Genomic DNA, 24818 nt, shown 5'->3' on the forward strand with positions numbered 1-24818 from the left:
CGACGCCAGCCGGTGCCACCGGCACCGGCTGGCACGACCCTGGACGGCAGATCACCGACGGCGGCGGGCCATCCACTGCCAGATGTGGGTGCCGTTGAGGCTCGGGTCGTTGCGCGCCACGTAGATCCAGGACCAGTGGCCGGGGAACTGGTAGCCGTTCCAGACGACGTGGTCGTACAGGCTGACCAGTGATCCCGGGATGAGGTCGTGGGCGTGGATCGTGTTGGTCTCGGGCGGCACCGTGTCGTCGTCGAGCGAGGTGACCAGCCAGGTCGGGGTCTGGATCTGCGCCAGCTCCGCGTCGGTGATCAGCGGCGGCCCCTCCCCGCTGAGCGGCTCGACGATGCCGCAGATCGGCACCGACGCGGCGAACAAATCGGGGTAGGCGACTGTCATCTCCAGTGACATGTAGCCACCGTTGCTGCACCCGACCACGTAGATCCGGTCCGGGTCGACACGCTTGCGGCGGACGAGGTCCTGGACGATCTCGCGGATCAGTGGGGCGAACCGGGGGCCGTCCTCCATCCAGTAGGAGGTGCTCTGCGGAGCGACGACGTACGCGCCGGAGAAGATCCGCTGGGCCTGCGGGGTGGCGAAGCCGAGCGCTCCCCGGTTGGCGCGCAGCGTGGTCTCGTTGTCGTAGTAGCCGTCCGGCAGCGAGGCGCCCTCGCCGCCACCGTGCAGCCAGAGGATCAGGGGTCGCCTACCGTGCCGGGGCGAGTGGTCGGGAGAGTACAGCCGGTACTTCAGACCCGAGCCCGAGACGTGGTGGCTGAATGCGTCGACCTCGGGATTGGACAGCCGCCCCTGCACGAAGCGCGTGATGGTGAGCGGCGAGCCGTGGCGTCGGACGATCGGGGTGTTCTGGGTGATGGTGTAGACGAGGTCCAGCCGGACGTTGCGGCCCCTGCTCAGGATGTAGCCGAGGGTGCCACCGCCAGGTTGACCCTCGGCATGGCTCAACTCCAGCACGATGTTGCCGTGCCGGTCGAGCCGGGCCGCGGTCACCGTGCGGTCCAGGTCGTACTCGCTGAAGATCAGGTCGCCCGGGGCGATCGGGATCGGGCTGGTGGCCTTGGCGTGCACGCTGAACGTGCCGGGGGTCAGCCCGGCCGGGTCGATCGGCCCGAGCCGGGCGGTGTCGAGGGTGACCGAGGTGACCTGCTCACCGCCGTCGAGCGTTCTCGCGTCGAGGGTGAACCTCACGCTGGTGGGATGGTGACCACCGGCGTGGGCGGCGACGCCGGGCAGGGCCAGGCCGATGGCGGCACCGGCCCCTCCGGCCAGAACGGTGCGACGAGTGACAGGCGTGGACATGCGGCCCCCGTACCTCACGATTTAGACGAGCGTCGATGACATCTCAACGTAACGCGGTGGAGATCAGCTGGCAACCGGTGCGGGTACTGGACTCCACCCCGCCGGATCCACCAGCAACCAGGCCACCCGAGTCGTACTTTGGGACGATCTGAAGTCGCACCACCGTTCGTACGATGAGTCCCATGCACCCTCGCCTGCACGCGGTGTTGGCCGAGCCGCGTGTCTCCCCCGCCCCGTCCCGGGTGTGGCGCGACTGGGCGGTGATCGCCGTCCTCGGGCTGGCGATCGTGGTGGAAGCAATCTTCCGACCTGATCTGCCCTGGCGGGTGGGCTGCGCCGTTGTCGCGCTCGCGCTGCTGCCCACACTCCTGTGGCGGCGCACGGCGCCGCTCGCGATGGTGGTGATCGCGTTCGGCTGCACGACAGTCGCCCCGTTCGTGCTGCCCGGCGATCCGTGCCAACTGTTCACGGCGAGCTTCCTGGTCGTCCTGGTTCACGCGCTGTTCCGCTGGGGTTCCGGCCGGGATGCCGTGGTCGGCTCGTTCTTCGTGGTGGCCAAGGTGACCACCGCCGGTCTGGTCGGGTCGGTCGACGGTGGCGAGTTGGTCGCCGGCTTCGCGGTGATGTTCGCCGCCGCCACGCTGGGTGTCGCGATCCGCTTCCGCGCCGCCGCCCGGCTGCGCGAGCTCGATCGGGTGAAGCTGTTGGAGCGTGAACGGCTCGCCCGTGACCTGCACGACACTGTGGCGCACCACGTGTCGGCGATGGCGATCCGTGCCCAGGCCGGCATCGCCGCGTCGGCGACCCAGCCGGGTGCCGCCGTCGAGGCGCTGCGGACCATCGAGGCCGAGGCGTCCCGTGCGCTTGCCGAGATGCGGGCGATGGTTCGCGTCCTGCGGCGCGACGAGCCGGCCGATCTGGGGCCCAACCCGCAGGTCGCCGACATCGGGCGGCTCGCCGGGCAGTTCCGCACCGGGCCGACCGTCGACGTGGAGCTGTACGGCGACCTCGGCGATATTCCGCCCACTGTGGGCTCCGCGCTCTACCGCCTCGCCCAGGAGTCGGTCACCAACGCCCGACGCCACGCCCGCCACGCCACCCGCATCGAGGTCAGCGTCGCTGCCGACGACACGTCCGTGCGCCTACGGGTCAGCGACGACGGTGAGGCCGGCACCTCCCGTCCGGCGGGCTCGCACGGTTTCGGCCTGGTGGGCATGATGGAGCGTGCCGATCTGCTCGGCGGCACCTGCGAGGCCGGCCCCAACCCGGGCCGTGGGTGGACCGTCACGGCAGTGCTTCCGCGCGAGGGGGCCGGCAGGTGACGGTTCGCGTGCTCGTGGCGGACGACCAGGAGATCGTCCGTACCGGGCTCACCATCATTCTGAACACGCAGCCCGGCATCGAGGTCGTCGGTGGGGCCTGTGACGGCCGGCAGGCCGTCGCGCTCGCCCGGCGGCTACGCCCCGACGTGTGTCTGTTCGACATTCGGATGCCGGGCATGGACGGCATCGAGGCCACCCGGGCGCTCGCCGGGCCAACGGTCCCGGACCCGCTCGCGGTGGTCGTCATCACGACCTTCGACCTCGACGAGTACGTGTACGCGGCACTACGGGCCGGCGCCCGCGGCTTCCTGCTCAAGGAGGCCGGTCCCGCCCTGCTCAGCCAGGCGGTGCACGCCGCCGCGAACGGAGACGCGCTGATCGCGCCGAGCGTCACCACGCGGCTGTTGAAGGCGTTCGCCGAGGCGGATCCGGCCGCGCCGCGCACGCAGCCCATCGAGGCGCTCACCGACCGGGAGGAACAGGTACTGGTGGCCGTCGCGCGGGGGCGCACCAACAAGGAGATCGCCGACGAGCTCTACATCACGTTGAGCACCGTCAAGTCGCACGTCACCAGCCTGATGACCAAGCTGGGGGTGCGTAACCGGGTCGAGGTGGCGATGTGGGCGTACGAGACGAACCGCAGCCGACGGCACTGGTGAGCGACGGAAGTACGACGACGGCGTCCGACCATGGGCCGACCCGATCGCGGCCCTTGTGCTGATGAGCGGGGGCGGGTACGGCGTCCACCATCGGTGGCATGACGATCCGCGAGTGGCGGCTACCGGCCGCGTTGATCCTGCTGGGCCTGATACCGATGCTCGCCGGCGCGGGACGGCTCACCGAGTTGGGCAGCGGACCGGAGGTCACCCCGGCCAACGCCCGCTTCGTCGCCGATCCGCTGCCGGTGGTGCTGCACATCGTCGGCGCGGTGGTCTACACGATCCTCGGCGCGTTCCAGTTCGTGCCCCGGCTGCGCCGCTACTCCTGGCACCGCCGTACCGGCCGGGTGCTCGTCCCCTGCGGGCTGACGGTGGCGTTCACCGGCCTGTGGATGGCCGTCGCGTACGACCTGCCGGCCCACGACAACGACGTGCTCGCCGGTATGCGGCTCGTCTTCGGCTCGGCCATGGCCGGCTCGATCCTGCTCGGTCTCGCCGCCGCGCTGCGCCGGGACATCGCCCTGCACCGCAGGTGGATGGTGCGCGGCTACGCGATCGGCCTTGGCGCCGGCACGCAGGCGTTCACCCACGCGCCGTACCTGATCGCGACCGGGGAACAGCCCGACGGGAACCTGCGGGCCGGCCTGGTGGTCGCCGGTTGGGTGATCAACCTTGCGGTGGCTGAGTGGTACCTGCGCCGTCCGGCGCGGGTCGTCACCGCGCCGGCCCTCAAGCTGAGCTGAGCCCGCCGATCGTCGGTGACCGGCTCAGGCCGCTCCGGATGTCCTCCTCGATCCGCTTCGCGGCGGCCAGCAGCGGCGGGAGCAGCTCTCGACGGATCATCTCGAAGGACCCCCGGCTGGCGTGCGCGGAGACGTTGACCGCGGCGATCACCGACCCGTTCTCGCCGTGGATCGGCGCGGCCACGGAGCGCAGGCCCTCCTCCAGCTCCTGGTCCACGATGGCGTACCCCTGGGCGGCGATCTTCGTCAGGACGGTGCGTAGCTTCGCCGGGTCGGTGACCGTGCGCCGGGTCAGCGGCCGCAGCTGCGCGGTGGCGAGGTAGTCGTCCAGCCAGTCCGCCGGTTGCGCGGAGAGCAGCACCCGACCCATGGAGGTGGCGTACGCGGGGAAGCGCGTCCCGACGCTGATCCCCACCGTCATGATCCGCTTGGTGGGCACGCGGGCGACGTAGACCACCTCGTCGCCGTCGAGCACCGACACTGAACAGGACTCGTGCACCAGCGCGACGAGCGCCTCCATGTGCCGCTGCGCGAGCTCGGGCAGGCTCAGGCTCGACAGGTACGCGTAGCCGAGTTCGAGGATCCGTGCCCGCAGCGAGAAGAGCCGACCGTCGGTGTGCACGTACCCCAGCTCGACAAGGGTGAGCAGGAACCGGCGCGCCGCGGCCCGGGTCAGCCCGGTGCGTCTGGCCACGTCGCTGAGTGTGAGCTGCGGGTGGTCGCCGTCGAACGCCCTGATCACCGCGAGGCCGCGCTCCAGCGACTGAACGAACTCCGGCGACCTCGTCGCCTCCTCGCTCACGCTCACCCGGCCTCCTGCCGCAGGGCCTCCCGGGCCACCTTGAACGCCCGGTTCGCCGCCGGTACGCCAGCGTAGACGCCGACCTGGAGCAGGACCTCCGCCACCTCCTCCGGGCTGAGTCCGTTGCGCAACGCGGCCCGGACATGCATCGCCAACTCCTCGTCGTGGTGCAGGGTGGCGAGCACGGCGAGGGTGATGCAGCTACGGGTTCGCCGGTCGAGGCCCGGCCTGCTCCACACCTCGCCCCAGGCGTAGCGGGTGATGAAGTCCTGGAAGTCGGCGGTGAACTCGTCGGTGCCGGCGACCGCGCGGTCCACGTGTGCGTCGCCCAGCACCTGTCGTCGCACCGCCATGCCGGCCTGGTGCCGCTCGTGGTCGTTCACCCGTCACCCCGTCCCTCGTGGAAGTGTTCCAACAGGAGTCGGCACACCTGCTCGGGTTGCTCGACGTTGGCCAGGTGCGCCGCCGCGTCGACCACGGCCAGCCGGGCCCGCGGGATGCGCTCGACGATCTCGCGGGCGTGCGCCACCGGGGTGGCCGGGTCGTCCGCTCCCGCGATGACCAGCGTCGGCGCGACGACCCGGCCGAGGTCAGGTCGGAGGTCCATGGTGGCGATCGCCTCGCAGCAGGCGGCGTATCCGGTCGGTGCGTTCGCGGTCAGCATGGCCCGGTGGGTGGCGACCACCTCCGGCCGGGCCGTGGCGAAGGCCGGGGTGAACCAGCGGGCCACCACCGCGTCGGCGATCGCCGGCATCCCGCCGGTGAGTACCGTGGCGGCTCGTTCCCGCCACTGCTCCGGTGGGCCGAGCGACGCCGACGTGCAGAGCAGCGCCAGCCGCCGCACCCGCTCGGGCGCGTACGCGGCGAGCCACATGCCCACCATGCCGCCGAGGGACAGCCCCGCGTAGTGGACCCACTGCACGTCGAGGTCGTCCAGCGTCCGCAGCAGTTCCCGGCCCAGCAGGTCCAGCGTGTACGGCCCGGGCGGCACCGCCGAGCGCCCGTGGCCGAGGTGGTCGTACCGGATGACTCGGAACCGTTGGGCGAGCGCCGGGACCTGGGGTTCCCACATGGCGGCGGCGGTGCCGAGGGAGCTGCCGAGCAGCAGCACCGGCGCGGCGGCCGGGCCGTCGACTGTGAGATGCAATCGGGACGTCATCGGCCCACTCCGCGAGCGGCGGCCAGGGCACTGTCGACGAACCGGCCGGCCGAGCCGAGCCAGCGGTGCGGGTCGAGCGCCTCGGCTATCTCCGTGTCGGACAGGTGGGCGCGTACCTCGGGGTCGGTGAGCAGCGCGGCGCGGAACGAGGGTCCGGCGGCGGCGCGGGCCACGAGGTCGTGTGCGACGCCACGACCGACAGCGGGCGCCAGTCGCGCGGCCACGGCCTCGGCGAGCAGCAGGCCGCCGGTAGCGTCGAGGTTCTCCCGCATCTTGTTCGGACGGACCTGTAGCCCGTGCAGCATCCGGGCGCACCGGGCGGCGGTGCCGCCGGCCACGTGCAGCAGCTCCAGCAGGGGCTCCCACTCGGCGTGCCACGCGCCCGCGGCCCGCTCGTGCTCCTGCACCGCCGTGGCGAACAGGGTGGCGACGAGACCCGGGCCGCGTCGCGCCGCGGCGGTGATGAGGATCGAGTCCACGGGGTTGCGCTTGTGCGGCATTGCCGAGGAGCCGCCGCGTCCGGCGCCGCCCTCGGCGACCTCGCCCACCTCGTTCTGGGCGAGCAACCCGACGTCGAGGGCGACCTTTCCGGCGGCGACGAGCAGCCCGCCGAGGGCGGCGGCCAGGTCGAGCCAGGGCTGGCGACGGGTGTGCCAGGGCAGCGGGCTCGGCGGGAGGCCCAGGTGCGCCGCGAACCGCTCGGCGACCTCGGCGCCGGCCGGGCCGTACGCGGCCAGGGTGCCGACCGCGCCACCGAGTTGCGCGGGCTGCGCGGTGCGGGTCTGACGCAGTCGGTCCCGGGTCTCGACCAGCCCGGTCAACCAGCCGGCTGCCTTGAGCCCGAACGTGGTGGGCGCCGCCTGCTGCCCGAGGGTCCGGGCGACCATCACCGTGTCCCGGTGCGAATCGGCCAGCTGGGCGGCGGCGTCCACGGCGGCGTCGAGGTGACGCAGCAGCGGCCCGAGCGCCCGCACGGCCACCAGGACCAGCGCGGTGTCCAGGACGTCCTGGCTGGTCGCCCCGAAGTGCACCCAGGCTCGGGCGTCCTCTGGCACGGCGGCGGTCAGCTCACCCACCAGCGGGACGACCGGGTTGCCCGTGGCGTCGGCCGCCCGGCCGAGCGCTCCCGAGTCGTACCGCTCGGCGCGGCACTGCTCGACGATCGCCGTGGCCGCCGGCGGGGGCAGGATGCCGGCGTCCGCCGCGGCCCGGGCGAGTGCGGCCTCCACGTCGAGCATCGCCTGGAGCACTGACGGGTCGCTGAGTTCCGCGTCGACGTCCGGGGCGCCGGAGAGGCCGCCGAGCAGGCCGTCAGACGGCGAAGAAGACGGTCTCATGGTCGCCCTGCAGGTGGATGTCGAACCGGAACCCGTCCGGGGCGGGACTCGCCAGCAGGGTGTCGAGGCGGTCGGCGTCGACGATGCGCAGCACGGGGTCGGCGGCGTTCGCCGCCGGCTCGTCGGGGAAATAGAGCCGCGTGACGAGGCGGTGCAGCAGCCCACGCCCGAAGACCGACAGGGTCAGGTGGGGGGCCTCGGTACCGCCGCCCGGCTCGGGCAGCGAACCCGGCTTGACGGTCAACAGCCGGTACCACCCCTGCCCGTCGGTCTCGCTCCGACCGAATCCGCGGAAGCCCGCGAGCGCGGGCGGCCGGGCACCCCGAGGGTCGTCCGGATGGTCGAACCGGCCGTCCGGGTCGGCCTGCCAGCTCTCCACCATCGCGTCGACCACCGGCGTTCCGGTGCCGTCGAAGACCCGCCCCCTGATCCAGAACGCGCCCGGCGTGCCCTCGGGTACGACGTACGGGCCGTCGGGCCAGCGTAGGCCGATGTGCAGGTACGGCCCGACGGTCTGCGCGGGCATCACGCCCAACTGCTCAGTCATCGTCGTCCTCGTCCTCGTCCTCGAAGGGGGTGCTCTCCCGGCCGCGCAGCACGATGTCGAACTCGTACGCCAGTGCCCACTCCGGTGCGGTGGTGGCGTGGTCGTACCGGGCGATCATCCGCTCCCGTGCCTTCGGGTCACGGACCGAGTTGAAGATCGGGTCCTGAAAGAAGAGCGGGTCGCCCGGGAAGTACATCTGCGTGACCAGCCGCTGGGTGAACGCGCGGCCGAAGAGGGAGAAGTGGATGTGCGCCGGCCGCCAGGCGTTGTCGTGGTTGCGCCAGGGGTAGGCACCGGGCTGCACTGTGATGAACCGGTACCGCCCCTGGTCGTCGGTGAGCGCCCGGCCCACCCCCTCGAAGTACGGGTCGAGCGGGGCCGGCCAGGTGTCCCGGGCGTCGCGGTACCGGCCGGCGGCGTTGGCCTGCCAGATCTCGACAAGCGTGCGGGGCACGGGTCGACCGTCACCGTCGCGGACACGCCCGTGCACGATGATCCGTTGTCCCTGCGGCTCGCCGTCGTGCTGGCGGGTCAGGTCGTGGTCGAGCGCCCCGAGCCGCCCCTCCCCCAGTAGCGGTCCGGTGACCTCGGTCAGCCGCTGCGGCAGGTGGAGCAGCGGGTGTCGCGGCGCCCGCGTCACTGTCGACCCGTAGCCGGGGCTGAGCAGTGGTGGGTGGACGTCGACGTCGTCGCGCCGGTACCGCGGTAGCACGAGGCCCCTGTCTGCCCCGGCGTCCTGTGTGGTCATCGTCGTCTCCCGTCGGACTTCGTCGCCTCCAGTGCCCGCAGCGCCGCGAGTTCCCGCGCCGTCGGCGGTTCACCGGTGGTCAGCCCGTCGGCGACGGCGAGGTCCCAGCCGGTGGCCGCCCGCGCCTGCTCCCGGGTCACGCCGGGGTGCAGGCGGGTCAGCGTGAGCTCGCAGGTCACCGGGTCGGGTTCGAGGACGCCGAGATCGGTGATCACCACGCGGGGGCCGGCGCCACGCAGGCCGAGTCGCTCCCGGTCGCCCGGGCCGCTTCCGTAGCCGACCGAGGTGACGAAGTCGACCCGTTCGGTGAACGTCCGGAGGGTCTGCCGGACGATCACCACGACCTCCCCGCAGGAGGCGGCGATCTCCGGGGCGCCACCGGCGCCGGGCAGCCGGACCTTCGGGGCGTCGTAGTCACCGCCGACGACAGTGGTGTTGATGTTGCCGTACCGGTCGAGCTGCGCCGCCCCGAGGAAGCCCACGTCGATCCGGCCGGGCTGGAGCCAGTAGTTGAACACCTCGGGCACCGACACCACAGCATCAGCCGATTCGGCGAGGACCGCGTCCCCGATGGAGAGCGGGAGCCGGTCCGGCTTCGCGCCGAGGCACCCCGATTCGTAGATGAGCACCAGGTTCGGGGCGTGGGTCACCCGGGCGAGATTGGCCGCGGTGCTGGGCAACCCGATCCCCACGAAGCAGGCGGTGCCGTCGCGCAGTTGGCGGGCGGCGGCGACGGTCATCATCTCGTCGGCGGTCCAGTCAGCCATCGCGTTCCCCTCGCTCGCCGCGCTGACTCATGCCGCCGCCCCGGCCGTGTGCACGTGCTCGTCCAGCCAGGCGCGGAAGGTGTCGCGGTGCCGGCTGACGGCGTCCCAGTCCCGGTAGAAGTCGTTGTCCCGTACCGAGTAGCCGTGGGCGTAGGAGGGGTGCGCGCCGCCGGGCACCTCGGCCACCGCGGTGACCGCCCAACCAGGCAGGACCACCTGCCCCGGTACGGGTTCCAACTCGTCCACGATCTCCTCGACGGTGACCAGTGACCGGTGGGCGGCGAGCACCGCTTCCTTCTGCACCCCGGTGATGCCCCACATCTGCACGTTGCCGTCACGGTCGGCGCGCTGGGCGTGCACCACAGTCACGTCGGGACGCAGGGCGGGGACGGCGGTGAGCGTCTCGCCGGTGAAGGGGCAGGTGATGGGCCGGATGTTCGTTGTGTGCCCGGGCAGGTCGGTGCCGGTGTAGCCGCGCAGGACGGCGAACGGCAGCCCGGACGCCCCGGCGACGTACCGGTTCGCCATGCCCGCGTGACTGTGCTCCTCCAGTTCGAGCGGACGCGGCCAGGCGTGCTGCACGGCGTCCCGGAAGCGGTGCAGCGACCCGACGCCCGGGTTGCCGCCCCAGGAGAAGACCAGGCGGCTGGCGCAACCCGCGCCGATGAGCTGGTCGTAGATGACGTCGGGGGTCATCCGCACGAGGGTCAGCTCCTGCCGTCCCTGGCGGATCATCTCGTGACCCGCGGCGAACGGGATGAGGTGCGTGAACCCTTCCAGGGCCACCACGTCACCGTCGCGAATTAGGTGCGCCACGCCGTCGGCAAGCGAGACGAGCTTCGCCATGGGCCTCCCCGCATCCTGCGAAATCCGCGCTGCCGCCAGCTGTTCGCCATGCGGACTGCCGTACTCATATCGAACGTACGACGGAGGACGACATCCGTCAACGACAGGTCGGCCGGGCCCGCCCGGAGTCGTCCACTGTGCTCGACAGTCACGGTGGCCGATGCGTTGACGCGAGCCGGGCCACGTGCCAACGTTCAAGCAGAGAACGGCCGTTCGGTACGCGAACACCTCCGGGGAGGACCGCCATGACACTGCTGGACGCCACGACCTGGCAGGGCACCCTGCACAGCGACGGCTGGGTGAAACCCGCCGGCGGCACGGCGCCCGTGCGATCCCCCGCCACCGGAGAGGAAATCGGCCAGGTCGGCGTGGCGAACGCCGAGGACGTGACGCGCGCCTGCGCCCGCGCCGCCACCGCCCAACGCGCCTGGGCCGCCACCGGCTACGCCGTGCGGGCCGCGGTACTGCGCCGGGCCGGGCAACTGTTCGAGCGGCACGCCGCCGAGATCGGCGACTGGATCGTGCGAGAGTCCGGGTCCATCCCACCCAAGGCCAGCGTCGAGATCGCCGCCGCCGCGCAGGAGTGCTACGAGGCGTCGGCGCTGGCCTCGCACCCGCTGGGCGAGATCATCCCGAGCGCGCAACCGCGGCTCAGCCTGGCCCGCCGGTTGCCCGTCGGCGTCGTCGGGGTCATCGCGCCGTTCAACTTCCCGCTCATCCTGGCCACCCGTTCGGTGGCCCCGGCCCTGGCACTGGGCAACGCGGTGGTGCTCAAGCCCGACCCGCGCACCGCGGTCTGCGGTGGCGTCGCGATCGCCCGGGTCTTCGAGGAGGCCGGCCTGCCCGAAGGGTTGCTGCACGTCCTTCCCGGCGGGGTGGAGGCCGGCGAGGCGCTGGTGGCCGACCCGAACGTACGGGTGATCAGCTTCACCGGCTCGACCGCTGCCGGCCGCAAGGTCGGTGAGGCGGCGGCACGCCACCTCAAACGTTCGCACCTCGAACTCGGTGGCAACTCGGCGCTGATCGTGCTCGACGACGCCGACCTGGACCTCGCTGTCTCGGCCGGCGCGTGGGGGTCGTTCCTGCACCAGGGTCAGATCTGCATGACCACCGGCCGGCACCTGGTCCACGAAAGTCTGTCGGAGCGCTACGTCGAGCGGCTGGCGGAGAAGGCGAACCACCTGCCGGTCGGCGACCCGGCGAAGGAGCAGGTGGCGCTCGGGCCGATCATCGACGAGCACCAGCGCGACAAGATCCACGCATTGGTCACCGCGAGCGTCGACGCGGGTGCCCGGCTGGCCGCCGGGGGCACGTACGAGGGACTGTTCTACCGGCCGACGGTGCTCACCGACGTCACCCCCGCGACCCCGGCGTACGCCCAGGAGGTCTTCGGCCCGGTCGCCCCGGTGATCACGTTTGCCGACCAGGACGAGGCTGTCGAGTTGGCCCGCCAGACCGAGTACGGCCTGTCGCTGGGCATCCTGAGCCGTGACGTGATGAGGGCGATGGCCCTTGCCGACCGGATCCCCAGCGGAATCGTGCACATCAACGATCAGACGGTGAACGACGAGGCGGTGGCGCCGTTCGGTGGGGTGGGAGCGTCCGGTACCGGCTCCCGGTTCGGCGGGCCGGCGGCGAACGTCGAAGCGTTCACCGAGACCCAGTGGCTCACCGTGCGCGGCGCCATCACGCGGTACCCGTTCTGACACCGGGAGGATCGGGCATGCCGGGAATGCGTACCCAGGTCGGCATCGTCGGCGCCGGGCCGGCGGGGCTCATGCTGTCGCACCTGTTGCACCTGCGCGGGATCGAATCCGTGGTGCTGGAGAGCCGCAGCCGCGACCACGTCGAGCACCGGCTCCGGGCGGGCGTCCTCGAACAGGGCTCGGTCGACCTGCTCTGCCGCAACGGCGTCGGCGAGCGGCTGCGACGGGAGGGACTGCGCCACGAGGGCATCGAGCTGCGCTTCGCCGGGGAGTCGCACCGGGTGCCGATGGCCGACCTGACCGGGCGGGCGATCACCGTCTACGGGCAACAGGAGGTAGTCAAGGACCTGATCGCCGCCCGGCTCGCGGCCGGTGGCTCGATCCTCTTCGAGACCGAGGCGGTACGCCTGAACCGGCTGGACTCGGACTCCCCGGTCGTCCACTTTCGACGCGACGGGCAGGTCCAGGAGCTGCGCTGCGACTTCGTGGCGGGCTGCGACGGGTTCCACGGAGTGAGCCGCGGCGCGGTGCCCGACGGGGTGCTGACCACCTACGAGCGGGTGTACCCGTTTGCCTGGTTGGGCGTCCTCGCCGCTGCACCGCCGGCGGTGGACGAACTCATCTACGCCAACCACGAGCGTGGCTTCGCCCTCTACAGCATGCGCTCCCCCGAGATCTCTCGGCTGTACCTACAGGTCGCGCCCGACGAGGACATCGCCGCGTGGCCGGACGAGCGGATCTGGACGGAGCTGCGGGCACGGTTGGAGACGGTGCCGGGATGGTCGCTCAACGAGGGACCGATCCTGGAGAAGTCCATCACCCCGATGCGCAGTTTCGTTGTCGAGCCGATGCAGTGGGAGCGGCTGTTCCTGGCCGGGGACGCCGTGCACATCGTCCCACCGACCGGCGCGAAGGGCATGAATCTCGCCCTCGCTGACGTCGCGCTGCTGGGGGACGCCTTCGCCGCCTGGTACGACCGGGGCAGCACCGATCTGCTGGAGGCCTACTCGGCCACGGCGTTACGCCGGGTCTGGCGAGCCCAGCACTTCTCCTGGTGGATGACCTCGATGCTGCACCGGCTCGAGCGCGACGACCCGTACGAGACGAAGCTCCAGACCGCCACGCTGAGGTACGTCGCCACCTCTGAGGCGTACGCCGCGAGCCTGTCCGAGAACTACGTGGGCCTGCCCGAGGTCTGAACGCGAGCGTGCGAGACGGCACCACAGCAGAGCGTTGTTCAACTTATTTCTGACGGGCGTCAGAAATTATTGACTTTCAATGCCGGGGTGACTGACCATGGCCACCACAGCGAAGTGCGCCCCCGCGCCACCGTTGGTCACCTGAAAATCCGAGGCACCCACCACCCCCGCCCAGGAAGGGCCTCGTCCATGAAGAAGGTCATGGCTCTCGGGCTGATCGCCGTCACCGCGATCGCCCTCACCGGATGTACCGACTCTGACGCGTCCAACCCGTCCGAACAGACCTCGGGCGACCTGCGCAAGGTCCGGGTCGCGGCGCTGCCCATCACCGAGACCGCCGCGCTGTGGGGCGGCATCAAGGCCGGCGTCTTCGCCGAGCGCGGCCTCCAGGTCGAGGTGCTGCCCGCCCAGGGCGGCGCGCAGGCCATTCCCGCGCTCCTGAACGGCGACATCGACTTCGCCATCGGCCAGCCCTTCGGGCCGTTCCGGGCCGACCTGCGGGATCTCGGCGTCGTCATCATCGGCAACTACGCCTCCTCGTACGCCGACGGCGACGACATCAACGCCGTGGTGGCCTCGGCGAAGTCAGGCATCAAGCGGCCGGCCGACCTCGCGGGCAAGCGGGTCTCGGTCAACAGCCTGGGCGCCGCCGGCGACGTGACGATCATGGCGGCGGTCGAGAAGGACGGTGGCGACCCGTCGAGGATCAAGTTCGTCGAGGTCGCCTTTCCGGACGCCCCGGCCCAACTCGAATCCGGCAACATCGACGCCGCCTGGGTGCCGGAGCCCTTCGTCACCCAGTTGAAGACCCGCGGCGACACCTTCATCGTCGCCCCCTACCAGGCGGTGGTGCCCGGCCTGACCACGCTCACCACCATCACCACCAGGGAACGCACGGAGAAGGACGCCAAGCTGGTCGAGGACTTCACGGCGGCGATGAAGAAGACGTTGGAGTGGGCCAAGACCCCCGCCAACGAGGCGGCGCTTCGACAGGCCATCAAGGACAACCTCCAGCTGCCCCCACCGGTGGCCGAGTCGGTGCGGCTGCCGGCCTTCGGTTGGGAGGTCGACCGGTCGAGCCTCCAGACGCTCGCCGAGCTCGCGCAGAAGTACAAGGTGCTCGACAGGCAACCCAACCTCGACCGTCTCATCCAGCAGCAGTAGCCGGCGCGATCCTGCCCTCCCTGGCCCCGGAGCGGGGAGGGCCTCGTCGCCCGCCTGACGACGGGAGTGACATGCGCGTGTTTCCCACCCGACGCCTACGCGCGTTACGCAAAGCGATGCTGGGCGTCGTCGGCCTGACCGCGTTCCTCGTCGTCTGGCAGCTGATCCCGACGCTGGGCCTGATCAACCCGCTCTACCTGCCGTACGTGACCGACGTGTTGGCGCGGCTTGTCGAGCAGCTCGTCGACCTCGCGTTCTGGCGGCGGCTGGGCAGCACCATGACGTCCTGGGCGATCGGTCTGACGGTGGCGACGGTCGCCGCCGTCGTCCTCGGCACGGTCGTCGGGTTGGTGCCCTTCCTGCGGCGCGCGACCCACACGGTTGTCGAGTTCCTCCGCCCGATCCCGTCGGTCGCCCTCATCCCGCTCGCCGTGCTGATGTTCGGCATCCAGCGGCAGGCCGCCCTCGTCATCATCATCTACGCGTCGTTCTGGCAGGTGTTCGTGCAGGTCATCTACGGCGTCGCCGACGTCGACTCGGTGGCTCGCGACACCGCCCGCAGTTTCGGTCTGAGTCGGCGCGAACAGCTGTCGCACCTCGTCCTGCCGACCACCCTGCCGTACCTCATGACCGGCCTGCGGCTCGCGGCGGCGGTCGCGCTCATCCTCGCCATCACCGCGGAGATGGTGATCGGCAACCCCGGTCTCGGGCGCATGATCGAGCTGTCCCGGTCCGCCGGAGACGCCGCCGGCCTGTACGCGCTGGTCGTGGTCACCGGCCTGCTCGGGCTCATGGTGAACATCGTCTTCCGGTTCATCGAGCGTCGGGTGCTGTCCTGGCACCAGTCCGTACGAGGAGAGGAGGCGCTGTGACCACGTACCCCGGGCGGATCGCCACCACGGCACGCCGCCGGACGGTCGGAACCCGGATCGCGGCGAGCATCCTCTACCCACTGGGCCTGCCGACGATGCTGCTGGTGGTCTGGGGCCTGGCGGCGACGAGGGCGACGAACCGGTTCTTCCCCGACCCGTTGACGATCGCCAGAGCCTTTCGGGAGACCTGGGTCGGTCCGGCCTTCGTCGAGGACGTGCTGCCGAGCCTCGCCCGCCTCGGCCTCGGTGTCGCCGCGTCGATAGTGCTCGGCACCGGCGCCGGCACCGTCATCGGACTGACCCCCTGGCTGCGGGAACTCCTCGAACCGCTGTTGGAGTTCCTCCGGGCCATCCCGCCGCCGGTGCTGATTCCGGTGGTGATGCTCCTGCTCGGAATCACCGACACCATGAAGGTGGTCGTGATCGTCTCCGGCGCGGTCTGGCCGATCCTGTTGAACACGATCGAGGGTGTCCGGGGAACCGACAGCGTCATGAAGGAGACTGCGGAGTCGTTCCAGGTCTCCTGGTGGGAGCGGCTCTGGTTCCTCGTACTCCCAGCTGCCAGCCCACGGATCATGGCCGGGGTTCGTCAGGCCCTCTCGGTCGCGCTGATCCTGATGGTCATCTCCGAGATGTTCGCCTCCTCCTCCGGCCTCGGCTACCGGATCGCCTACTTCCAGCGCAACTACCTGATCGCCGAGATGTGGAGCGGCATCCTCCTCCTCGGTCTCGTCGGCGTTCTCCTCGCCGTAGCTTTCGGTCTCGTCGAACAGCGCGTTCTGCGCTGGTACCACGGAGTCAGGGAGGTCAACCGTGCCTGATCGGAGCAATCTGCTGCTGGTGGAGCACCTGCGGAAGGTCTACGAGTCCACCACGGGCAACGTCGAGGCGATCGGGGACATCAGCTTCACGATGGACGCCGGTGAGCTCGTCTGCATCGTCGGGCCGTCCGGTTGCGGCAAGACCACCCTGCTGAAATGCCTCGCCGGCCTGCTGCGGCCCACCAGCGGCCTGGTCGAGATGGACGGCTCTGCGGTGACCGGGCCCAGCCCGGCCATGGCAGTCGTGTTCCAGGAGTACGGTCGGAGCCTCTACCCCTGGCTGACGGTGCGCGGAAACGTCGAGCTTCCACTGCGGCACAAGAGGCTCAACCGCGATGCCCGAAACAAACTGGTTGTCGACGCTCTTGAGGCGGTGGGTCTCGGGCACGCCGCGCTGAGCCACCCGTGGCAGCTCTCCGGGGGGATGCAACAGCGCGTGGCGATCGCGCGGGCCATCGCCTATCAACCCGACGTCCTGATCATGGACGAACCGTTCGCCGCCGTGGACGCGCAGACCCGGGCCGACCTGGAGGACCTGGTCCGCGAGCTGCACGCCAGCCGGACCATCTCGGTTGTCTTCGTCACCCACGACATCGACGAGTCGGTCTATCTCGGTCAGCGGGTTCTAGTATTGTCCACGTCGCCGACCTGGGTCCAGGAGGACCTCGCGATCGACCTGCCGCCGGAGCGCGATCAGATCACGACCCGCGCTCTGCCCCGTTTCACGGAACTGCGGACGCACGTCTACGACCAGATCCAGCGGGCCAAGCGCGGGCAGGCCGTGGCCCCGCGATCCGCGCGGTGATCGGCGGCCAACCAACGAGTTCGCCGAAGGGAAGGGCTGTGGGTAGTCGTCAGCCGAAGCAGTTGTTGCTCGCGTTCTTCGGGGAGCACGTCGTCGACGGTGACACGGGACCGATCCGGGCGAGCGTCCTGATCAACGTGCTGGAGGGCGCCGACGTCGCCGCGCCGGCCACCCGCGCGACCCTGGACCGACTCGTGCACAGCGGCATCCTCGCCCGCAGCAGGAGCGGCCGGGAGACGCTGTTCTCGCTGACCGAGCACGGGGTCGCGGTGTTGCGCGAGGCGACGTACCGCGTTCGCGGGCCGCGGCCGTTCGACCCACAGGGCAACGGGTGGACCCTTGTCACCTTCTCGATCCCGGAGGGCCAGCGGATGCTGCGGCACCGACTGCGCTCAACCCTCATCTGGGAGGGCTTCGCGCCGATCCGCGACGGGCTCTGGCTCGCGCCCGGTGAGGTAGACCTCGCCGGCTCGTTGGAGCCGCTGCGGCAGGACCTCGCGCCCAACACCGTGGTCGCCTTTCACGCCCGCGAACTCGCCGGGTTCCCGATCGGCGAGAGCGTACGCGCCGCGTGGGACATCGAGGCGATCCGGCGCGCCCACCTGGCCTTCATCGACGTGTGGGACGACCCCTCCGCGACGGCGATGGCACCGAGCGCGCTCACCGTACGGACGATGCTGGTGGCGGACTGGCTCGCGCTGCTGCGCACCGACCCGAGGCTGCCGGCCGAGTTCATGGACGACGAATGGCCCGCCACGAGATCGGTGGAAACCTACCGTCGGACGCACGAGAAGCTGGCCGAGGCGTCAGCGGCGGAGTTCGCCGAACTCGTCGCGGCCCGACCCGCTGCTAGGAGCCGAATCGGGTCCTCAGATCGGCCTTCCGCACCTTCCCCGACGCCGTCCGCGGCAGCTCATCCACGATGACCACGTTCTTCGGGAGCTTGTAGCGGGCGATCCTGCCGTCCAGGCACGCCCGGACGGTGGCGGTGTCCACCGATGCCCCCTCCCGTACGGTCACGATCGCCCAGGGCACCTCACCCCAACGCTCGTCCGGCACGCCGATGACCGCCGCCGAGGTCACCCCGTCGACCTCGGTGAGCAGCTGCTCGAGTTCGAGCGGGTAGATGTTCTCGCCCCCCGAGATGATCATGTCCTTGAGTCGGCCGGAGATGTAGAGGTAGCCGTCGGCGTCCAGGTGTCCGAGGTCGCCGGAGCGGAACCACCCGTCGGCCGTGAACGCCTCGGCGGTCGCCTCCGCAAGGCCGTGATAGCCGGGGAAGACGTTGGGCCCGGCCACCTCGATCTCACCGACAGCGCCGGTGGGCACCACCGCCCCGGCCGCATCGGTGATCCGCACATCGGTGAAGAAGTGCGGCAGACCGACACTGCCCTGCTTGACGCGGGTCATCGTCGGCGGCAACGCGGTCGCGCCCGGCGCGGCCTCGGTCATGCCGTAACCCTGCGAGAACGACAGGCCCCGCGCCTCGTACGCGTTGAGGATGCGGGCCGGCACCGCCGAACCTCCGCAGGTGAGCTTCGTCAGCGTGGACAGGTCGGTCGACGCCCAGGCGGGATGGTCGGCCATGAGCTGGTACGTGGTCGGCACGCCGCTGAGCATGGTCACCCCGTGCCGCTCGATCTGCGCGAGCGCGCGGCCCGGCTCGAAGCCCTTCTCGATCACCATCGTGGCGCCCTTGAGGATGACGGGCAGGGCACCCATCCCGAGCGACGCGACATGGAACAGCGGCGAGATCATGAGCGCGACGTCAGTGGAGACGACGTCGTAGTCGACCACACAGTTGAGCGCCACCCAGGTGAGGTTGCCGTGGGTCAGCACGGCACCCTTGGCCCGGCCGGTCGTGCCCGAGGTGTAGACGATCGCCGCCGGGTCCTCGTGGGCGGTGTCGACGCGGCCGGTGAACGGGGAGACGGCGGCCCGCGCCAGGCGGGCAAGCCCGTGCCGGTCCGCGGTGCCCTCACCGTTGACGATGACGTACGGGGTTCGGGCGGTCGGCGCGGCGGAGGCCACCAGCGCCGCGAAGTCCGGGTCGTGGATCAGCACCCGCGCGCCGCAGTCGGCGAGGACGGCCACGATCTCGGGTGCGGCGAGCCGGGTGTTGATCGGCACGAAGACGGCCCCGACCTGCGCCGCCCCGAACATCACCAGGAGGAGCTCGGGGCTGTTCTCGCCCAGGTAGGCGACGCAGTCACCCCTGCCGACGCCTCGCTCCCGCAGCACCGCAGCGATCCGGTCCGCGGCGTCGGCGAACTGTCCGTACGTCATGGGCGGCCGGTCGCCGTGGATGATCGCGACCTGGTCCGGGGACTTCAGCCGGCGCTTGGCCACCCAGGCGCCAATTCCGTGCTGCTGCATCATCATGCTCCCGGGGGTGGAGGTGGTGTGCTCGCCCGGCTCGTCGGATGCCCCCGGGCCTCAGGCGTAGAAGCGGTACAGCCCTCGCGCGACGACCGCCGGCTTGGCGCCGCCCTCGATCTCGATCGTCTGGTCGACCGCGATCTGGTAGCCGCCGCGCACCTCGACGACCTCGGCGACTGTGGCCCGCATGCGTACCCGCGCCCCGACCACGACCGGCGCGGGGAAGCGCACCTTGTCGAGGCCGTAGTTGACCTTCGTGGTCACGCCCTTGACCTCAAGCAGTTCGGTCCAGAACGGAACGGCCAGGGAGAGGGTGAGGAAGCCGTGCGCGATCGGCGCGCCGAACGGCCCGGTCCTCGCCCGTTCGGGGTCGACGTGGATCCACTGGTGGTCGTCCGTCGCGTCCGCGAACAGGTCGACCTGGTCCTGGGTGACAGTGCGGTACCCGGTGTGGCCGAGATCGGTGCCGGCGAGGTCGCCCAGCCGCTCGTAGGTGATGGTCGTCGTCATGGCGCTTCCTCTCGTCGTCACCGGGCAAGGCCCAGCAGGCGGGCCGCGTTGTCCTTGAGGATGCCCGGGAGCACGTCCGGCTTGAGATCGGTCGCTTGCACGTCGCGCAGCCACCGGTCGGGGGTGAGCAGGGGGTAGTCGGTGCCGAAGAGCACCCGTCGCTTCAGCACCGAGTTGGCGTAGCGCACCAACTCGGCCGGGAAGTACTTCGGGCTCCAGCCGGACAGGTCGATCCAGGTGTTGTGCTTGTGCGTGGCCACCGACAACGCCTCGTCCTGCCAAGGCACCGACGGGTGGGCCATGATGATCTGAAGGTCGGGGAAGTCGGCCGCAATCGGGTCGAGCAGGATCGGATTCGACAGGCCGAGGCGCAGGCCGTAACCGCCCGGGGTGCCGGCGCCGATGCCGGTCTGCCCGGTGTGGAAGAGTGCCGGGACGCCGGCCCGCTCAAGCAGGCCCCACATCGGCGCGTACTCGTCGTGGCTGGGGTCGAAGCCCTGCACTGTGGGGTGGAACTTGAAGCCTCGTACGCCTTCCTCCTCGATCAGTCGAGCGGCGAGGTCGAGGGCGGCCTCGCCTGTGCGCGGGTCGACCGACCCGAACGGGATCAGCACGTCGGCGTGCTCTGCCGCCGCACGGGCGATGTCGGCGCTCGACAGTGGCTGGTGCTTCAGTTGGGTACGCGCGTCCACTGTGAAGACGACGGCCGCCATGCTCCGCTCGCGGTAGTACTGGGCCACCGCGCCGACCGCCGGCCGTGGGCCGTCCGTCTTGAAGTACGCCGACGCCGCCGCCACGAGCGGTTCGGGCAGTGAGGTGTGACCGTGGTCGTCGACCTCGATGTGCACGTGCATATCGATCGCTGTGACGGTGTCGAGGTCGATCGCGGGCTGGTACATGGGGCCAACCTTCGTCGGGGCGGGTCAGGACGTCGTGGGCTCGAACTCCTCGGGGAGGTCCGGGAAGCGTTCGCCGACGCTCTGCTCGGCGCCGACGAACGTCGTCGGCCAGGCGTCCACGAGCGCCTCGTACGTCCAGCCGCCCTCGCGGTGGGCGGTCAGCGCCGCCTCCGGATGGGTCCAGATCTGGAGGCGGTCCCCTCCCACACCGATCACCTGCCCGGTCACCGAGGCCGCCGCGTCGGAGCCGAGGAACGCGACGAGCCCGGCCGCATCGTCCGCCGTGCCGAACCCCAGACCGTGTCGGAAGAACGCGGGCATCGGCTCGCCGTTCGCCTCGGCCCGTACCGCAGCGGCGAAGTAGGGGACGGTGGCGGTCATCGCGGTCGCGGCGACCGGAACAACGGTGTTGGCGGTGATGCCGGCCCGCTTGAGCTCGAGCGCCCAGGTACGGACCATGCCGACGATGCCCGCCTTGGCGGCCGCGTAGTTGGTCTGACCGAAGGTACCCCGCTGCCCGGTGGGTGACCCGACGCAGATGATCCGGCCGCCCTCGCCGGCCTGCCGCATGTGCTGCACCGCCTCGCGCACTGTGGTGAACGTGCCGCGCAGGTGCACGTTGATGACGGTGTCGAAGTCGTCGTCGCTCATCTTCCACAGCACCGTGTCGCGTAGGACGCCGGCGTTGGTGACGAGGATGTCCAGCCGTCCGAAGTGCTCGACCGCCGTGCTGACGAGTTCCTTGGCGGTCTCGGTCGGGCCGACAGGTGCCACCACCGCGACGGCCCGACCGCCGGATGACTGGATCGCCGCCACCGCGTCGGCGGCAGCTCCGGCGTCGACGTCGTTGACCACTATCGAGGCGCCCCGCCGCGCCAACTCCTGGGCGTAGGCCAGGCCGAGGCCCCGCCCGGCTCCGGTGACGATGGCAACCTTGCTGTCCAGTGACATGGGTGCTCGCTTTCGTCGATGCCGATCCGCGCACGAGGGTGGGGAGTGACACGCGCACGGGCAACGTAATGCAGATTTTGATCGGGCGTCAACGATTTGCAGTATGTCTACATCAGACGGAGTTGCTCAGCGCCCGGGAGACCACCCGGCCGGCGGCCTGGACCAGCGGGGCCAACGCCACCGGGTCCGCCCGGTCGTGGGCGACCACCAGCGAGATCGCCGCCACCACACCCTCCGGTACGCGGATCGGTGCGGCCACCGAGAGGGCGTCCATCGTGACCTGGCGGTCGCTGACCGCGTACCCGATCCGGCGCACCTCCGCGAGGCAGCTACGCAACCGTCTCGGGTTGGTGATGGTCATGTCGGTGTACCGCTCCAGCGGCGCGGCCAGCACCTGCTCCTGAACCTCGGCGGGCGCGTGGGCGAGCAGGACCAGCCCGACACCGGTCGCGTGCAGCGCGAAACGACCCCCCACCCGGGTGAGCACGGGCACCGCGTGGCGCCCGGCGATCCGTTCGATGAAGACGAGTTCGAGGTCCTGCCGGACGGCGAGTTGGACGTTCTCGTGGGTCACCTCGTACAGGTCCTCCATGACCGGTAGGGCCAGCTCCCGCAACCCCAGGCCCCTCGGGGCGAGCGAGCCCACCTCCCACAGCCGCAGACCGATCCGGTACCGCCCGTCGTCGCCACGTTCCAGCGCCCCCCACGCGAGAAGTTCCGCGGCCCGCCGGTGCACGGTGGGCAGGGGCAGCCCGGTGCGGCGGGCCATCTCGCTCAATGTCAACGCCGGGGTGGCCGGGCTGAACGCGTCGAGCAGCGCCAGCACCTTGCTCGTCACCGAACGTCCCGGCTCTGCGCGCACCCCGTCATCATCCCCGCCCGCGCCGGACGGTCACAGCTCCAGCACGAGTCGGGGCGTACGGGCCCGGGAGACGCAGATCATCATGGTGTCCCCGGCGGCCCGCTCCTGCTCGGTGAGCAGGCTGTCGCAATGCTCCGGCACGCCGTCGAGCACCGGGGTCTCGCAGGTGCCGCAGGTGCCCTCCCGGCAGGACGAGAGGACCGGCACGCCGGCTTCCTCCACCGCCTGCAGGATCGGCGTGCCCGGCGGGACGATCACCGTCCGTCCGGAGAGCGCGAGTTCGACCTCGATCGTCGTCTCCGGCGCCCCGGTGCCGCCCAGGGCGGTGAAACGCTCGACGTGCAGGCAGCCGGGTGGCCAGCCCCGGCAGTGCTCCTCCACCGCGCTGATCAGCGCTTCGGGGCCGCAGCAGTAGACGAGGCCGGTGCCGGGGCGGCCCAGCAACTCGACCAGGTCGAGCAACCCGGTCTCGTCCTGCGGGTGCAGGCTGACCCGGTCGCCGTACCTCTCCCGCAGGGTGGTGGCGAAGGCCATGCTGGCACGGCTGCGGCCCCCGTACACCAGCCGCCAGTCGGCGCCCGCGGCGTCGGCGGCGGCGACCATCGGTGCGATGGGGGTGATACCGATGCCACCGGCGACGAAGAGGTAGCGCCGCGCCGCGACCAACGGGAAGGTGTTGCGCGGTCCGCTCACCCGGACGGTCGCGCCGACGGTGAGCCGCTCGTGCACCAGTCGGGAGCCGCCACGTCCGTTGGGTTCGCGCCGCACCGCGATCCGCAGCACGGAGCGGTTCGCCGGGTCGCCGCAGAGGGAGTACTGGCGGGCCAGCCCGGCGCTCAACTCCAGGTCGATGTGCGCGCCCGGCGTCCACCCGGGCAGGTCACCGCCGTCCGCGCGGCGCAGACAGATGGCCACGACCTCGGCGGCCACCTCTTCCCGGCCGGCAACCACCAGCTCCGCACTGGTCAGAACGTCCCCTGTCACTCGCGCATCGCCAGCCGTCTCGGCCGCCCGGGCACCGGCATGGCGACGCCCTGGTGGCCCTGCGGGTGGGCGAGCAGCCACTCCCACAACTCGACCGGCTCCTCGGCGAGGCGCTCGGCCCCACAGTGACAGATCCCGCGCAGCGTGTCGGTGCCCGGCACCCAGTGGATCCGGTAGACCCGGTCCCCGCTGTGGGTGCCTGCTCGGGAACTCACCGCGCCGCTCCCACCGTCCCCGACCCGACCATGCGGGCCAGCAGCCGCCGGGCGGCCAGGCCGCCGGTGTCGATGTTGATGCTCAGCTCCTGATACCGGTCCGGCTCGGTCGCGATCACCTGCTCCAGGATGTTGAGCGCTGTCACGTCCTGCATGACCACCGTGTGGTTGCTGTGGTGCAGGTACTCGCTGACCGACTCGTCGTCGATCGCGAAGTCGCGCGCCACGGCCCAGAAGTCGTAAGTGGTGTGCTCGGTCGACGGGGTGATGGCGTACACGATCTCGGCGTGGAACGCCTCGCGGTCCTCACCCTCGGCGGGCGGATAGACACCCTGCGGCGCGATCCGGCTGTGCAGGAGGTAGAGGCAGGGCGGGTGGTACTCGATGTCCTGCCAACGCGTGATCCGGCCCTGGATCCCGGTCGAGCGCGCGTAGAACGGCGGGCACTCGGCGTCGTCCATGTGCCGGCTGACGTAGACGATCCCCCGGTCCTCGTCCACCTCGGTGGTGATCGGGGTGTTCGCCACCTCCGGAGTGCCGATGTAACCGCCATGCAGGTAGGTCTCGTGGGACAGGTCCAGGAGGTTGTCCACCAGCAGGCCGTACCGCGCGTTCAGTGGCGCCATGCCCCGCACCACCGCGTAGCGCGGGTCGGCGAGCCACGGCGCGCGGGGAATCGCGGCCGGGTCGGCCCGGTCCAGGTCGCCGATCCAGACCCAGATGAAGGAGTCCTGTTCCACCACTGGGAACGAGACCACCCGCGCGGTTCGCGGGATGCGCTGTTGACCGGGTACGAAGACACACGCGCCGGTCGGGTCGTAGGTGAAGCCGTGATAACCGCAGACGATGGTGTCGCCGTCGAGCCGGCTCTCCGACAGTGGGAAGCGCCGGTGCACGCACCGGTCGGCGAGCGCCACCGCCTTCCCGGCACCGGTGCGGTACAGCACCATCGGCTCACCGAGCACCGTGCGGGCGAGCAGGTTCCGCCCCACCTCACTGCCGTAGGCCGCCACATACCACTGGTTACGCGCGAACACCATGCGACCGGACCTCCACGCAGACGGACGTCGATGGATCCGGATCGTCCCGCGCGGCGTCTCCTCTCAGGAACCAGAGCTTTCACTGAGTGAAAGGTCGACACTCGCGCCTGACGGTGTGGCGGGCGGGGGGGGGGGCCGGGCGGGCCCCCACCACAACCCACAGG

Annotated in this window: 27 protein-coding genes; 10 read left to right on the forward strand and 17 right to left on the reverse strand. The window is 70.9% G+C overall.

Annotation, left to right across the window (positions count from 1 at the left end):
- Positions 1 to 51: 51 nt before the first annotated feature.
- Positions 52 to 1317, reverse strand: a complete 1266-nt coding sequence (locus AB0B48_RS18080) for a PHB depolymerase family esterase (RefSeq protein WP_357202647.1) — start codon at positions 1315 to 1317, stop codon at positions 52 to 54.
- Between the two features lie 173 nt (positions 1318 to 1490).
- On the opposite strand from AB0B48_RS18080, the gene AB0B48_RS18085 reads away from it, so the two are divergent.
- The 3 genes from AB0B48_RS18085 to AB0B48_RS18095 all read left to right on the forward strand — a co-directional run bounded on the left by AB0B48_RS18085 (position 1491) and on the right by AB0B48_RS18095 (position 4041).
- Positions 1491 to 2639: a sensor histidine kinase gene (locus AB0B48_RS18085; protein WP_357202650.1), complete on the forward strand. Its 1149-nt coding sequence runs from the start codon at positions 1491 to 1493 to the stop codon at positions 2637 to 2639.
- Positions 2636 to 3298: a response regulator transcription factor gene (locus AB0B48_RS18090; RefSeq protein ID WP_357202653.1), complete on the forward strand. Its 663-nt coding sequence runs from the start codon at positions 2636 to 2638 to the stop codon at positions 3296 to 3298. The genes AB0B48_RS18085 and AB0B48_RS18090 overlap by 4 nt, the downstream gene beginning before the upstream one ends.
- A gap of 98 nt (positions 3299 to 3396) precedes the next feature.
- The gene (locus tag AB0B48_RS18095; RefSeq protein ID WP_357202655.1) at positions 3397 to 4041 is read left to right on the forward strand and encodes a DUF2306 domain-containing protein; all 645 of its coding nucleotides are present in this window, start codon (positions 3397 to 3399) and stop codon (positions 4039 to 4041) included.
- Here AB0B48_RS18095 and AB0B48_RS18100 read toward each other — a convergent pair.
- Genes AB0B48_RS18100 through AB0B48_RS18135 form a run of 8 tightly spaced genes read right to left on the reverse strand, consistent with a single transcriptional unit; the run spans position 4028 to position 10247 of the window.
- Positions 4028 to 4849, reverse strand: coding sequence for an IclR family transcriptional regulator (locus AB0B48_RS18100; protein ID WP_357202658.1), 822 nt, complete (start codon positions 4847 to 4849; stop codon positions 4028 to 4030). The genes AB0B48_RS18095 and AB0B48_RS18100 overlap by 14 nt on opposite strands.
- Complete coding sequence (gene pcaC, locus AB0B48_RS18105; RefSeq protein ID WP_357202661.1) at positions 4846 to 5226, reverse strand: 4-carboxymuconolactone decarboxylase; 381 nt, start codon at positions 5224 to 5226, stop codon at positions 4846 to 4848. The genes AB0B48_RS18100 and pcaC overlap by 4 nt, the downstream gene beginning before the upstream one ends.
- Positions 5223 to 6002 (reverse strand): 3-oxoadipate enol-lactonase, encoded by a 780-nt coding sequence (gene pcaD / locus AB0B48_RS18110; RefSeq protein ID WP_357202664.1) that lies wholly within the window; start codon positions 6000 to 6002, stop codon positions 5223 to 5225. Before pcaD ends, pcaC begins: the two co-directional genes overlap by 4 nt.
- Positions 5999 to 7339, reverse strand: coding sequence for a 3-carboxy-cis,cis-muconate cycloisomerase (gene pcaB / locus AB0B48_RS18115; protein ID WP_357202667.1), 1341 nt, complete (start codon positions 7337 to 7339; stop codon positions 5999 to 6001). The genes pcaD and pcaB overlap by 4 nt, the downstream gene beginning before the upstream one ends.
- Positions 7314 to 7886: a protocatechuate 3,4-dioxygenase subunit alpha gene (pcaG, locus tag AB0B48_RS18120; RefSeq protein WP_357202670.1), complete on the reverse strand. Its 573-nt coding sequence runs from the start codon at positions 7884 to 7886 to the stop codon at positions 7314 to 7316. The genes pcaB and pcaG overlap by 26 nt, the downstream gene beginning before the upstream one ends.
- Positions 7879 to 8634, reverse strand: a complete 756-nt coding sequence (gene pcaH, locus AB0B48_RS18125) for a protocatechuate 3,4-dioxygenase subunit beta (protein ID WP_357202673.1) — start codon at positions 8632 to 8634, stop codon at positions 7879 to 7881. The genes pcaG and pcaH overlap by 8 nt, the downstream gene beginning before the upstream one ends.
- The gene (locus tag AB0B48_RS18130) at positions 8631 to 9401 is read right to left on the reverse strand and encodes a CoA-transferase (protein WP_357202676.1); all 771 of its coding nucleotides are present in this window, start codon (positions 9399 to 9401) and stop codon (positions 8631 to 8633) included. Before AB0B48_RS18130 ends, pcaH begins: the two co-directional genes overlap by 4 nt.
- A gap of 27 nt (positions 9402 to 9428) precedes the next feature.
- Positions 9429 to 10247, reverse strand: coding sequence for a CoA-transferase (locus AB0B48_RS18135; RefSeq protein ID WP_357202679.1), 819 nt, complete (start codon positions 10245 to 10247; stop codon positions 9429 to 9431).
- A gap of 245 nt (positions 10248 to 10492) precedes the next feature.
- On the opposite strand from AB0B48_RS18135, the gene AB0B48_RS18140 reads away from it, so the two are divergent.
- From AB0B48_RS18140 to AB0B48_RS18170, 7 genes are all read left to right on the forward strand, one after another.
- Entirely contained in the window at positions 10493 to 11953 is a 1461-nt protein-coding gene (locus AB0B48_RS18140) for a benzaldehyde dehydrogenase (protein WP_357202682.1), read from the forward strand.
- Between the two features lie 17 nt (positions 11954 to 11970).
- Positions 11971 to 13152, forward strand: coding sequence for a 4-hydroxybenzoate 3-monooxygenase (gene pobA / locus AB0B48_RS18145; RefSeq protein WP_357202685.1), 1182 nt, complete (start codon positions 11971 to 11973; stop codon positions 13150 to 13152).
- Positions 13153 to 13341: 189 nt separating this feature from the next.
- The gene (locus AB0B48_RS18150) at positions 13342 to 14316 is read left to right on the forward strand and encodes an ABC transporter substrate-binding protein (protein ID WP_357202688.1); all 975 of its coding nucleotides are present in this window, start codon (positions 13342 to 13344) and stop codon (positions 14314 to 14316) included.
- Positions 14317 to 14387: 71 nt separating this feature from the next.
- Entirely contained in the window at positions 14388 to 15188 is an 801-nt protein-coding gene (locus tag AB0B48_RS18155) for an ABC transporter permease (RefSeq protein WP_357202691.1), read from the forward strand.
- Positions 15185 to 16009, forward strand: coding sequence for an ABC transporter permease (locus AB0B48_RS18160; protein WP_357202694.1), 825 nt, complete (start codon positions 15185 to 15187; stop codon positions 16007 to 16009). The genes AB0B48_RS18155 and AB0B48_RS18160 overlap by 4 nt, the downstream gene beginning before the upstream one ends.
- Positions 16002 to 16814, forward strand: a complete 813-nt coding sequence (locus AB0B48_RS18165; protein WP_357202696.1) for an ABC transporter ATP-binding protein — start codon at positions 16002 to 16004, stop codon at positions 16812 to 16814. Before AB0B48_RS18160 ends, AB0B48_RS18165 begins: the two co-directional genes overlap by 8 nt.
- 38 nt (positions 16815 to 16852) lie before the next feature.
- Positions 16853 to 17740, forward strand: coding sequence for a PaaX family transcriptional regulator C-terminal domain-containing protein (locus AB0B48_RS18170; RefSeq protein ID WP_357202699.1), 888 nt, complete (start codon positions 16853 to 16855; stop codon positions 17738 to 17740).
- Here AB0B48_RS18170 and AB0B48_RS18175 read toward each other — a convergent pair.
- The 8 genes from AB0B48_RS18175 to AB0B48_RS18210 all read right to left on the reverse strand — a co-directional run bounded on the left by AB0B48_RS18175 (position 17664) and on the right by AB0B48_RS18210 (position 24654).
- A complete protein-coding gene (locus tag AB0B48_RS18175; protein ID WP_357202702.1) occupies positions 17664 to 19190 on the reverse strand; it encodes a long-chain fatty acid--CoA ligase in 1527 nt (508 codons plus the stop codon). The genes AB0B48_RS18170 and AB0B48_RS18175 overlap by 77 nt on opposite strands.
- A gap of 60 nt (positions 19191 to 19250) precedes the next feature.
- Positions 19251 to 19703 carry a MaoC family dehydratase gene (locus tag AB0B48_RS18180; RefSeq protein ID WP_357202705.1) on the reverse strand — a complete coding sequence of 151 codons (453 nt, stop codon included), beginning with the start codon at positions 19701 to 19703 and terminating at the stop codon, positions 19251 to 19253.
- A gap of 17 nt (positions 19704 to 19720) precedes the next feature.
- Positions 19721 to 20602, reverse strand: coding sequence for an amidohydrolase family protein (locus AB0B48_RS18185; protein ID WP_357202708.1), 882 nt, complete (start codon positions 20600 to 20602; stop codon positions 19721 to 19723).
- Between the two features lie 24 nt (positions 20603 to 20626).
- A complete protein-coding gene (locus tag AB0B48_RS18190; RefSeq protein WP_357202711.1) occupies positions 20627 to 21553 on the reverse strand; it encodes an SDR family NAD(P)-dependent oxidoreductase in 927 nt (308 codons plus the stop codon).
- 112 nt (positions 21554 to 21665) lie between these two features.
- A complete protein-coding gene (locus AB0B48_RS18195) occupies positions 21666 to 22415 on the reverse strand; it encodes an IclR family transcriptional regulator (protein ID WP_357202714.1) in 750 nt (249 codons plus the stop codon).
- Between the two features lie 30 nt (positions 22416 to 22445).
- Positions 22446 to 23399 carry a PDR/VanB family oxidoreductase gene (locus AB0B48_RS18200; RefSeq protein ID WP_357202717.1) on the reverse strand — a complete coding sequence of 318 codons (954 nt, stop codon included), beginning with the start codon at positions 23397 to 23399 and terminating at the stop codon, positions 22446 to 22448.
- Complete coding sequence (locus tag AB0B48_RS18205; protein WP_357202720.1) at positions 23396 to 23614, reverse strand: hypothetical protein; 219 nt, start codon at positions 23612 to 23614, stop codon at positions 23396 to 23398. The genes AB0B48_RS18200 and AB0B48_RS18205 overlap by 4 nt, the downstream gene beginning before the upstream one ends.
- Positions 23611 to 24654, reverse strand: coding sequence for an aromatic ring-hydroxylating dioxygenase subunit alpha (locus AB0B48_RS18210; protein ID WP_357202723.1), 1044 nt, complete (start codon positions 24652 to 24654; stop codon positions 23611 to 23613). The genes AB0B48_RS18205 and AB0B48_RS18210 overlap by 4 nt, the downstream gene beginning before the upstream one ends.
- Between the last annotated feature and the right edge of the window lie 164 nt (positions 24655 to 24818).

The sequence above is a fragment of the Micromonospora sp. NPDC049089 genome (genome assembly GCF_040648775.1).
Classification (GTDB): domain Bacteria; phylum Actinomycetota; class Actinomycetes; order Mycobacteriales; family Micromonosporaceae; genus Micromonospora.